Genomic DNA, 10,869 nt, shown 5'->3' with positions numbered 1-10,869 from the left:
GCGTCGGTGGCGTCGGTCTCGGCCGGGCCGGGCACGCGGGCCAACATCGACGAGTTCACCAAGACCACCAGCAAGGGTGTCGAGACGATCGGCGGCGCCAAGCGGGGCAAGGCGATCATCATCCTCAACCCGGCCGACCCGCCGATGATCATGCGCGACACCATCTTCTGCGCCATCCCCGAGGACGCCGACCGCGACGCGATCGCGCAGTCCATCCACGACGTGGTGGCCGAGGTGCAGACCTACGTGCCCGGCTACCGGCTGCTCAACGAGCCGCAGTTCGACGAGCCGTCGCTGAACTCCGGTGGACAGGCGGTGGTGACCACGTTCGTCGAGGTCGAGGGCGCCGGCGATTACCTGCCCCCGTACGCGGGCAACCTGGACATCATGACCGCCGCGGCCACCAAGGTCGGCGAGGAGATCGCGAAGGAATCCTTATCCGCGACGGCGCCGGGAGCGCAGGCATGAGCACACACGACATTTTCTTCAACCCGATCTGGGACGTACGGCTGACCGACACGTCGTTGCGGGACGGCTCGCACCACAAGCGCCACCAATTCACCAAAGAAGAGGTGGGTGCCATCGTGGCCGCCCTGGACACCGCGGGGGTGCCCGTCATCGAGGTCACCCACGGCGACGGGCTGGGCGGCTCCAGCTTCAACTACGGCTTCTCCAAAACCCCCGAGCAGGAGCTGATCAAACTGGCCGCGCAGACGGCCACCGAAGCCAAGATCGCCTTTTTGATGCTGCCCGGGGTCGGCACCAAGGAGGACATCAAGGAGGCCCAGAACAACGGCGGCTCGATCTGCCGGATCGCCACCCACTGCACCGAAGCCGACGTGTCCATTCAGCACTTCGGCCTGGCCCGCGAACTCGGCCTGGAAACCGTCGGGTTCCTCATGATGAGCCACACGATTCCGCCGGAGAAGCTGGCCGCCCAGGCCCGCATCATGGCCGACGCCGGGTGCCAGTGCGTCTACGTGGTCGACTCGGCCGGCGCGCTGGTCCTCGAAGGGGTGCGCGACCGGGTCGCGGCCCTGGTCGCCGAGCTCGGCGACGACGCCCAGGTGGGCTTCCACGGCCACGAAAACCTGGGGCTCGGGGTGGCCAACAGTGTCGAGGCCGTCCGCGCGGGCGCCAAGCAGATCGACGGCTCGTGTCGCCGGTTCGGTGCCGGGGCGGGCAACGCGCCCGTCGAGGCGCTCATCGGCGTGTTCGACAAGATCGGCGTCAAGACCGGGATCGACTTCTTCGACATCGCCGACGCCGCCGAAGAGGTGGTCGCCCCGGCCATGCCGGCCGAGTGCCTGCTGGACCGCAACGCCCTGATCATGGGCTACTCCGGTGTCTACTCGAGCTTCCTCAAGCACGCGATCCGCCAGTCCGAGCGCTACGGCGTGCCCGCCCACCAGTTGCTGCACCGCGCCGGTCAGCGCAAGCTCATCGGCGGTCAAGAAGACCAACTCATCGACATCGCGCTGGAGATCAAGCGCGAGCAAGAAAGCGGTGCCGCCGCCAAGTAGCCTGCGCATGCACAGGCCACGCAAAGCTATCCGGAGTAACCTGGCGCGCATGACCGTGACATCCAGGAACACTCGTGGCCGCGGACCGTACGGCGTGCTCGCCGGGAGTTTGCTGGCCGTCACCGCCGCGAGCGTGATCGCGCTCCCGGTCGCCGGCGCCGCGCCCCAATGCGATCAGACCGTGGGTAACTCCATCGACCAGTACCTGCAGCGGCATCCCGATCTCCACGCGCAGCTTCAGGCCAAGTCGGAGGCGGAAGGCGGCGGCCCCAACGTCATCGACTACCTCAACCGGCATCCGGACGTGCGGCAGCATCTGATCGACCTGTCGCAGCAGTGCGCACCGTAGTGAGTCGGCCTCGTCGGTGAACGCTAGGGCGGACGCGCGGGAACGTTCGCCATTGACGAAAAAGTAGAACACGTTCTAGCGTCTATGCGTGTTCTCTGATCCTCTCACCGCCGCGATCGCCGAAGCCGAGAAACTGGTCGCCGACGCGCCCTTCATCGAGACCGAGGCAGACCTCCTGGAAGGGCTGCAGTATCTGGCGGGCTGCGTTTCGGCCTGTATCCACCTCGCCTTCGACTACGAACGGGACCACCCGTTCCTGCAGTCCGGAACCGGGCCGTTCACCAAGATGGGCCTCGACAACCCCGACACCCTCTACTTCGGCACCCGGGTACACGCCAATCACGACTACGTCGTCACCGGCCGGCGCGGCACCACGACCGACCTGAGCTTCCAGCTGCTCGGGGGTGAATACACCGACGACAACGTGCCGGCCAGCCAGGCGGCGTTCGACGACCGCGAACTCGAGATCGCGGCCGACGGCAGTTTCGAGTGGCGGGTGCGGCCCACCAGCAACGGCCAGTTGGTCATCCGCGAGGTCTATGGGGACTGGTCGGCACAGCGCGGCACGCTGGCGATTTCCCGGCTCGACACCGCGGGCACCGCGCCCCCGCCGCTGAGCCGCGAGACGATCGAAAAGCGTTATGCCACAGCGGGAAAGCAGCTCGTCAACCGGGTGAAGACGTGGCTGCAATTCCCGCAGTGGTTCTATCTCGACCTTCCGGTGAACACCATGGTTGCGCCCCGGCTCACGCCGGGCGGACTCGCGACCCAGTATTCGTCGGTCGGCCACTACGACCTGCGGCCCGATCAGGCGCTGGTGATCACCATCCCGGTTTCCGATGCGCCCTACCTCGGCTTCCAGCTGGGCAGCCTGTGGTACATCTCCCTGGATTACATCAACCACCAGACGTCGCTGAACAACACTCAGGCGCAAGCGGATCCGGACGGCAAGGTGCGCATCGTCGTCGCCGACCAGAATCCGGGAGTGACCAACTGGGTCGAGACGCTGGCGCATCGGCGGGGCTTCCTGCAGTTCCGTTGGCAGCGGGTGTCGCGTCAGCTCACCGAGGCGGACGGGCCCACCGTGGAGTTGGTCGACTTCGACGCCGTACCCGCCACGTTGCCGTACTTCGAGCACAATAAGATCTCCGACGACGAATGGCGGGCGCGAATAGCGCTGCGCCAACAACAAATTGCGGCCAGGATGCTGGGGTGACCATGTCAGGATTGCTCAACGAAAAGGTCGTCGTCATCAGCGGCGTCGGGCCGGGACTCGGCACCACCCTGGCGCACCGGTTCTCCCAGGACGGTGCCGACCTGGTCCTCGCGGCGAGGACCGTGGAACGGCTGGAAAGCGTCGCCAAGGAGGTCAACGACGCCGGGCACAAGGCGCTGGCCGTGCGCTGCGACATCACCGACGACGACGAGGTCAACTACCTCGTCGAGACGACCATGGCCACCTACGGCAAAGTCGACGTGTTGATCAACAACGCGTTCCGCGTGCCATCGATGAAGCCGTTGGCCGGCACCAGTTTTCAGCACATCCGTGATGCGATCGAGCTCAGCGCCCTGGGCGCGTTGCGGCTCATCCAGGCCTTCACGCCCGCGTTGGAGAAGTCGCACGGGTCGATCGTCAACGTCAACTCCATGGTGCTGCGGCACTCCCAGGCCAAGTACGGCGCCTACAAGATGGCCAAGTCGGCGCTGCTGTCGATGTCACAGTCCCTGGCCACCGAGCTCGGCGAGAAGGGGATCCGCGTCAATTCCGTTGCCCCCGGCTATATCTGGGGTGACACCCTGCAGGCCTACTTCGAACATCAGGCGGGCAAATACGGCACCACGGTGGACCAGATCTACGCGGCCACCGCGGCGAACTCCGACCTGAAGCGCCTGCCGACCGAAGACGAGGTGGCCTCGGCGATCCTGTTCTTGGCCAGCGACCTGTCCAGCGGCATCACCGGGCAGACGCTGGACGTCAACTGCGGGGAGTACCACACGTAATGCCGCCATCGACGATGCAGAGCGAGGGGATGAGGAGGAGATGGCGACATGGGAGCTGATCGCACCGATATCGGCACCGTCGACGAACTGCACGCATCGGCCAGCAAGCTGACCGGGCTGGACGACTTCGGCGCCAACGACGACAACTACCTCGAGGCGCTCGAGGTGCTGCTGGACTCCTACCGGCGAGAAGCCGGCCTTACGGTGTTGGGCAGCAAGATGAATCGATTTTTCCTGCGCGGAGCCCTGGTGGCCCGGCTGCTGTCCGAGGCGTCGTGGAAGCAGTACCCGCAGCACGCCGACGTCGTGATCGAACGCCCGATCTTCGTCACCGGCCTGGTGCGCACCGGCACCACGGCGCTGCACCGGCTGCTGGGCGCCGACCCCGCGCATCAGGGCCTGCACATGTGGCTGGCCGAATTCCCGCAACCGCGGCCGCCGCGTGAAACCTGGGAATCACACCCGCTTTATCGCCAACTGGACGAGCAATTCAACCGGCACCACCGAGAGAATCCCGGTTACACGGGCCTGCACTTCATGGCCGCATACGAGCTCGAGGAATGCTGGCAGCTGCTTCGCCAGTCGCTGCATTCGGTGTCCTACGAGACCTTGGCGCACCTGCCCAGTTACGCGCAGTGGCTGTCGGAGCAGGATTGGACGCCGTCTTACCGGCGGCACCGCAAGAACCTCCAGCTGATCGGGCTCAATGACGCCGAAAAGCGTTGGGTGCTCAAGAATCCCAGCCACCTGTTCGCGCTGGACGCCTTGATGGCGACCTACCCCGACGCGCTGGTGATTCAGACCCATCGGCCGGTCGAGACGATCATGGCCTCCATGTGCTCGCTGGCTCAGCACACCGCCGAGGGATGGTCGACGAAGTTTGACGGGGCCCAGATCGGCGCCGACGCAATGGATACCTGGTCGCGGGGGTTGGAACGCTTCAACACCGCCCGCGCCAAGTATTCGCCGGCCCAGTTCTACGACGTCGACTACAAGGAACTGATCGCCGACCCGATCGGCACGGTGGCCGACATCTATCGGCAGTTCGGGATGACGCTGACCGACGAGGCGAGGGCGGCGATGGAGCAGACGCACGCCGACAGCCAGTCCGGCGAGCGGGCGCCGAAACATCGTTACTCGCTGGCGGATTACGGGCTGACCGTCGAAACCGTCAAGGAGCGCTTCGCCGGGCTGTGAATCAGTCGTCGACCGGCCGGGCCCCCAGCCAAACGCCGTCTGGTGGACCGATCGCGCCCGCGTGCTCGCGCGCCCTGGCAAGCTCGGACGAGGCCGCGAATCGCCTTGCCGCATCGATGTTTTCCATCTTCATGACGACGATGACGGTGGTGGGGTCGTCGCCGTCGATGTAGGTACCGGTCACGACCAGCCCATGCCGGCGCCGGGTTGCATCGAGTCGGGGTTCGCGAAACACGTCGTTCCATTGATCGACACTGGCGACCCGCTGTTTGACAAGCATCACCCCGGCCATGAGAACCTCCCTCAACTCACCGGCATATGTCCACAGTCGTAGACATATGCCCTCAGCGTAGCGCCGCCGGGGCGGATATGTCTACGGTTGTAGACAAAGGAGGACAGATGGACGACGTGCCACCACGGCGCCGCGACGCCGGTGCCACCAGAATCCGCCTGCTGGAATCCGCCCGCGAGCTCTTCCTTGCGCGGGGCTACAACGCCATTGGCCTGCGCGAGGTGGCGTCGAAAGCCGGTGTGGATGTCACTTTGGTCCGCCGCTATTTCGGGTCGAAGGAAAGGCTCTTCGCGGAAGCAACGGAGGTTTCGGAGAATGTGGAGGAACTTCTCGGCGCCGCGGACGATGTGCTGGCGGAGCGATTGATCGCCCGGGTGCTGGGCGCGCGCCGCGATGTCGACGCCCCGTTGTTCGCCCTGCTGAGGTCCAGCGGCGACCCTTCGGTCGTGGCGCGTCTCAACGAGCAGCTCGATGCGGGCCTCACCCACAACCTGGCCAAGCGGATAACGGCGGACCGGCCCAGGATTCGCGCGGACATGGTCACCGCCCTGCTATTGGGCATCGGCGTGCAGCGTGTCCTCCTGCAGAAGAAGCCGATGGCCGGCGCCCGCGAGGGCGACATCGCCGCGGTATTCCTAGAGGCGTTCGAAGCGATAACCAAACTGCCCCAAGGGCAGTGATTCAGTCGGCGTCCGGATCCTCGGGCTCGCCCAGGTAACCCTCCGCGACCGCATGCTCGATGCTGTCGCTCAACTTCGGGCAGGAACGGGTGCGCGCGGTGTCGCCACCGGAGTTGCGCACCTCGGTGAAGTGGGCGCACCGCTGCCAGGCCTCGGTGTTCCATTGCACGGCGGTGTGGCCCGGGCCCAGTTTCCGGACGGTGACCGTGACGTGGCAGAACCGGCAATCCACCGGCAGCAGGCCCGAGCGAAGGTAGCGCTCCCGGTCGGCGCGACTGGCTTCGGCGACGGCGGCGGCACGCTGCGGATCGTTGGCGAAATCCCTTGACTTCGACCAGGATCCGGAGCCGCCGTTGCGGGCCGGCGCTTCCTCGTGGTCGTGATGGTCACCGTGCAGCATCAGCATCGACCGGGCTAGCCGGTCGACGTCGGGGACTGCCGGTTGATCCTGGGTCATGGAATCAGTGTTGCTCCACGGGCACTTCGTCGTTGGCCGCCTTGAGGTTCTCTTCGACCTCGGCGTTCCAGTATTCGTTGGCGCGCGTGGTGTCCACCTCGATCTCGAAGCGCTCCACCATTTCCGGCTGGATGTCGGCCACGTCGACGTAGAACTGCTGATACCAGCGGCGCAGCTGGTAGACGGCGCCGTCTTCCTCGACCAGCAGGGGGTTGTCGATGCGGGTCTTGTGCTTCCAGATCTCGACGTCCTGCAGGAAGCCCTTGCTGACGCCTTCGGTGAATACCCGCGACAGCTTCTCGGTCATCGCTTCGTCCATGCCCTTGGGCTTTTCGACGATGACGCCCCACTGCAACACGAACGAGTTCTGGGTCACCGGGTAGTGGCAGTTGATCAGGATCGACTCCGCCTTGTAGCCGCCGTAGCTGTTGTGCAGCCAGTTGATCATGAACGATGGCCCGAAGTACGACGCCTCCGAGTCGAGGTGCGCCTCACCGTAGGAGGTACCCAGGTCGTTGACGTCCGGACGGCCCACGTTGTGCAGGTATTGCGACGCGATGTGACCCTCGAAGACGTTCTTGAAGTACGTCGGCAACCCGAAATGGATGTAGAAGAAGTGCGCCATGTCGGTGACGTTGTCGATGATGTCGCGGCAGTTCGAGCCCTCGATGAGGATGCGGTTCCACCGCCATTCCGTCCACTCGTTGCTGGCGGCTTCCGGGATGTCGGGGATCCGGACCGCGGGGTCCGGCGGATTCTGTTCGTGGTCGTGCCAGACGAACAACAGGCCGCCGCGCACGTCGGTCGTCCACGAGCGGGTGCGCGCCGTCTTGGGTGTGCGCTTGGCGTATGGCACGAGCTTGCAGCGGCCGTCACCGCCCCAGCGCCAGTCGTGGAACGGGCAGGCCACCTCGTCGCCTTTGATGGTGCCCTCAGAGAGGTCACCACCCATGTGCCGGCAGTAGCCGTCCAGCACGTTCAGGTTCCCGTGTGAGTCGGCGAAGACCACCAGCTTGGTGCCGAACGCCTCGATCGAGTGCGGCTTGCCGTCCTGGAAGTCCTTCGCGACGCCCAGGCAATGCCAGCCCCGGGCGTACCTTGTCGGCAGAGCACCGGGATCGATCTCCCGGATGCCGACCGCCTTGGCGTCGGTAGTCACCTGTCACCTCCAACTCGCTGGCCCTCTAACTAGAACACGTTACAGTTTTGCGGTGGCGGCGCGCAACGACGGCGAGTCTGGCCACGGCATATGCGCGGCGGATTCCCGCTCGGGGTATATCTAGACGATGCCGCTGTTTGCTTTCGAGGGCCGGGCGCCGCGGGTCGATCCCACCGCTTTCGTGGCGCCGACCGCCACCCTGATCGGCGAGGTCGTCGTCGAAGCCGGTGCATCGGTGTGGTTCAACACCGTGCTGCGCGGCGACTACGGGCCGATCGTGGTGCGCGAGGGCGCGAACGTGCAGGACGGGTCGGTGCTGCACGCGCCGCCCGGCATCCCGGTCGACATCGGGCCCGGCGCCACGGTGGCGCACATGTGCTGCATCCACGGGGTGCATGTCGGGGCCGAGGCCCTGATCGCCAACCACGCGACCGTCCTCGACGGCGCGGTCATCGGCGCGCGCAGCCTGATCGCGGCCCATTCATTGGTGACGGCCGGCACCCAGATTCCGGCCGGCATGCTGGCGGTGGGCGCACCGGCGCAGATCAAGGGACCCGTCGCCGGAACGGGCGCGGAGATGTGGGTCAAGGTGAATCCGCAGGCCTACCGCGAACTGGCTCAGCGGCACCTGGCCGGGCTCGAGCCGCTCTAGACCTTCCGGGCCGACGCGGCCGCGCGGTCCATCTCCCAGTAGGCGCGCAGGGCGGTCATCTGGCCCTCGTCGTTCGCCTTGTAGGTGAAGACGCCCTCCGCGGTCACCTGATAGTCGCCATGGGTGATCAGGATGTGGCCGACGTTGGCTTCCTCGTTGCCGCATTGGTAGGTGTCGCGGAAGACGAACTCGATCTTGGTGGTGGGCGCGATCGCTTTGTCCCAGAAGGCCGAGATCGCGTCGCGGCCCCGGTGTCCTTTGCCTTCCGGGTCGAAGGCCGACGGCCCGATCGGATCCTCGACGATCGCGTCGTCGGCGAACACCGCCAGCCACGCCTCTTTGTCCCTGGCGATGACCGCCTCGCGCGAGCGGCGGCCCGCCTCGTGCGCGGGGTTCTCGGTCACGAGCCGACTTTTTCGGGCGTGGGTTTGTCCGCGCCGACCACCCACATGGAGTAGTACTGCGAGCCACCGCCGTAGGCGTGCCCCAACGCCTTACGCGCGTTGGGGACTTGGTGATCCCCGCCCTTGCCCATCACCTGAATCGCCGCCTCGGCGAACCGAATCAGGCCGGACGCGCCGATCGGGTTCGACGACAGCACGCCGCCCGACGGGTTGACCGGTAGCCGCCCCCCGATCGCCGTCTCGCCGGCTTCGGTGAGCTTCCAGCCCTCACCCTCGGGCGCAAAGCCGAGGTTTTCCAACCACATCGGCTCGAACCACGAGAAGGGCACGTAAATTTCCGCGGCGTCGATCTCGTCGATCGGGCTCGTGATGCCCGCCGCCTTCCACAGCGCCGCGGCGGCGTCCCGCCCGGCCTGGGGGCTGACCTGGTCGCGTCCCGAGAATTGCAGCGGCTCGGTGCGCAGCGCGGTCGCGTGGATCCACGCGACCGGCTGTCCTTGGGCCAGACGGGCTTCGGCGGCCTCCTCGTTGCCGATCACCACCGCGGCGGCACCGTCCGAGGACGGGCAGGTCTCGTCGTAGCGGATCGGGTCCCACAACATCGGCGACTCCATCACCTTCTCGACGGTGATGTCGGGCTGATGCAGGTGCGCCAGCGGATTGCGGGCCCCGTTCAGCCGGTCCTTGACGGCAACCATCGCGCCGATGTTCAACGGTGCGCCGGAACGGCGGATGTAGGACCGCACGTGCGGGGCGAAATAACCGCCCGCGCCTGCGCCGACGGGCTTGATGAAGGGGACCGGAATCGACAACGCCCACATGGCATTTGATTCCGACTGCTTCTCCCAGGCCATGGCCAGCACGCGGCGGTACTTGCCGGACTGCACCAGACTGGCGGCCACCACCGCGGTGGACCCGCCGACCGAACCCGCGGTGTGCACCCGGATCAGCGGCTTGCCGGTGGCGCCGACGGCGTCGGCCATGAACAGCTCGGGCATCATCACGCCCTCGAAGAAGTCGGGCGCCTTGCCGACGACGACGGCGTCGATGTCGTCGAACGTCGAACCCGAATCTTCCAGCGCGCGGTCGATCGCCTCGCGCACCATGCCGTTCATCGAAACGTCCTTGCGCTTGGCCACGTACTTGGTCTGCCCGGTACCCAGTACCGCGGCCAGGTATGCTCCCGCTCCGGCCATCAGTTCTTTCCTTCCATGACCGCGACCAGGTTCTGTTGCAACGCGGGCCCGCTGGTGGCGTGCGCGAGCACCCGCTTGGCCGATCCGTTCCAGATGTGTTGGGCGGCAAAGCCGATACGCTCGAGGCCGGCGACGAACATGGGGTTGGCGGCCAGCGCTCCACCGGACGGGTTGACCTTGGTCGGCCCCGGTATCCGGATGGCTTGCTCGAGGATCAGGTGCTGGTGGGTGAACGGCGCGCAGATCTCCGCGACGTCCAGGTTGTCGGTTCGGCCGCCCGTGGCCGCCTGGGCCGCGGCCTTGGTCGACGGGGACTCGGTGAGGTCGCGCGCGCCGAGGGCCGGGGTTTCGATGCGGTGCTCGATTCCCGTTATCCAGGCGGGGTTCTCGCGCAGCTCGCGCGCCCGATCGTCGGCCGCGAGCACGATCGCGGCGGCGCCGTCGGTGATGGGCGCGATGTCGTGGCGCCGCAGCGGCTCGGCGAAGAACGGCCGCTCGAGCAGCTCGGCCACGCTGATCGACCCCTCCACCTTGTCGACCCGGCGCGCGTTGGCGAAGGAGTCGAACGCGACGCGCGCCATCTGCTCTTCGGTCCACTTGCCGTTGTCGAGCCCCATGCGGGCCTGCAGCCCGGCCATCGAGATCGAGTCCGGCCACAGCGGCGCGACGGTATAGGGATCGGTCTGCCGGGACAGGATCTGGCGCAGAATTCCGGCCGAGGACTTGCCGAACCCGTACACCAGCGCGGTGTCGACCTCGCCGGTCAGGATCTTGATGTAGGCCTCGTAGAGGGCCCACGCCGCGTCCATCTCGACGTGCGATTCGTTGATCGGCGGCACTGCGCCGATCGAGTCGATCGCCGAGATGAACGAGAATGCCCGCCCGGCGAGGTAATCGGAGGATCCCGAGCACCAGAAGCCGATGTCGGCCTTCGTGATACCCAGGTCCTCGTAGAGCTG

13 protein-coding genes and 1 pseudogene are annotated in these 10,869 nt (G+C 66.4%); 8 read left to right on the top strand and 6 right to left on the bottom strand.

Features of this window, described 5'->3' with window-relative positions; all coding sequences use genetic code 11:
- The 6 genes and pseudogenes from A5704_RS08795 to A5704_RS08770 form a co-directional block, all read left to right on the top strand.
- Nucleotides 1-468 (top strand): annotated as a pseudogene (locus tag A5704_RS08795) (acetaldehyde dehydrogenase (acetylating)); the annotation flags it as partial.
- The gene (dmpG, locus tag A5704_RS08790; protein ID WP_067888529.1) at nt 465-1,523 is read left to right on the top strand and encodes a 4-hydroxy-2-oxovalerate aldolase; all 1,059 of its coding nucleotides are present in this window, start codon (nt 465-467) and stop codon (nt 1,521-1,523) included. The pseudogene A5704_RS08795 and the gene dmpG, both read left to right, overlap by 4 nt.
- Nucleotides 1,524-1,572: 49 nt before the next feature.
- Entirely contained in the window at nt 1,573-1,872 is a 300-nt protein-coding gene (locus A5704_RS08785; protein WP_067755669.1) for a hypothetical protein, read from the top strand.
- 88 nt (nt 1,873-1,960) lie between these two features.
- Nucleotides 1,961-3,088, top strand: coding sequence for a hypothetical protein (locus A5704_RS08780; RefSeq protein WP_067888526.1), 1,128 nt, complete (start codon nt 1,961-1,963; stop codon nt 3,086-3,088).
- A 2-nt stretch (nt 3,089-3,090) separates the two neighbouring features.
- A complete protein-coding gene (locus A5704_RS08775) occupies nt 3,091-3,873 on the top strand; it encodes an SDR family oxidoreductase (RefSeq protein WP_067755663.1) in 783 nt (260 codons plus the stop codon).
- Nucleotides 3,874-3,921: 48 nt separating this feature from the next.
- Nucleotides 3,922-5,070 (top strand): sulfotransferase, encoded by a 1,149-nt coding sequence (locus tag A5704_RS08770; RefSeq protein WP_067888523.1) that lies wholly within the window; start codon nt 3,922-3,924, stop codon nt 5,068-5,070.
- Nucleotide 5,071: 1 nt separating this feature from the next.
- Here the strand turns inward: A5704_RS08770 and A5704_RS08765 are convergent, their stop codons facing one another.
- Entirely contained in the window at nt 5,072-5,362 is a 291-nt protein-coding gene (locus tag A5704_RS08765; RefSeq protein ID WP_231968943.1) for a hypothetical protein, read from the bottom strand.
- A 107-nt stretch (nt 5,363-5,469) separates the two neighbouring features.
- Between A5704_RS08765 and A5704_RS08760 the strand changes: the two genes are divergently transcribed.
- Nucleotides 5,470-6,042: a TetR/AcrR family transcriptional regulator gene (locus A5704_RS08760; protein ID WP_067755657.1), complete on the top strand. Its 573-nt coding sequence runs from the start codon at nt 5,470-5,472 to the stop codon at nt 6,040-6,042.
- Nucleotide 6,043: 1 nt separating this feature from the next.
- On the opposite strand, the gene A5704_RS08755 is transcribed toward A5704_RS08760, so the two are convergent.
- Nucleotides 6,044-6,499 (bottom strand): hypothetical protein, encoded by a 456-nt coding sequence (locus A5704_RS08755; protein ID WP_067888519.1) that lies wholly within the window; start codon nt 6,497-6,499, stop codon nt 6,044-6,046.
- Nucleotides 6,500-6,503: 4 nt separating this feature from the next.
- Nucleotides 6,504-7,658: a Rieske 2Fe-2S domain-containing protein gene (locus A5704_RS08750; RefSeq protein WP_067888516.1), complete on the bottom strand. Its 1,155-nt coding sequence runs from the start codon at nt 7,656-7,658 to the stop codon at nt 6,504-6,506.
- 127 nt (nt 7,659-7,785) lie between these two features.
- On the opposite strand from A5704_RS08750, the gene A5704_RS08745 reads away from it, so the two are divergent.
- Nucleotides 7,786-8,310, top strand: coding sequence for a gamma carbonic anhydrase family protein (locus A5704_RS08745; protein WP_067755647.1), 525 nt, complete (start codon nt 7,786-7,788; stop codon nt 8,308-8,310).
- Here the strand turns inward: A5704_RS08745 and A5704_RS08740 are convergent.
- From A5704_RS08740 to A5704_RS08730, 3 genes are all read right to left on the bottom strand, one after another.
- Nucleotides 8,307-8,714 (bottom strand): nuclear transport factor 2 family protein, encoded by a 408-nt coding sequence (locus A5704_RS08740; RefSeq protein WP_067755643.1) that lies wholly within the window; start codon nt 8,712-8,714, stop codon nt 8,307-8,309. The genes A5704_RS08745 and A5704_RS08740 overlap by 4 nt on opposite strands.
- Nucleotides 8,711-9,910, bottom strand: a complete 1,200-nt coding sequence (locus A5704_RS08735; protein ID WP_067755639.1) for a thiolase domain-containing protein — start codon at nt 9,908-9,910, stop codon at nt 8,711-8,713. Before A5704_RS08735 ends, A5704_RS08740 begins: the two co-directional genes overlap by 4 nt.
- Nucleotides 9,910-10,869: thiolase domain-containing protein (locus tag A5704_RS08730; RefSeq protein WP_156737641.1), on the bottom strand; the 960-nt coding region annotated here is incomplete at its 5' end. The genes A5704_RS08735 and A5704_RS08730, both read right to left, overlap by 1 nt.

The sequence above is a fragment of the Mycobacterium sp. E735 genome (assembly GCF_001666955.1).
Taxonomy (GTDB): domain Bacteria; phylum Actinomycetota; class Actinomycetes; order Mycobacteriales; family Mycobacteriaceae; genus Mycobacterium.
This window is presented reverse-complemented; position numbering and strand designations above follow the sequence as displayed.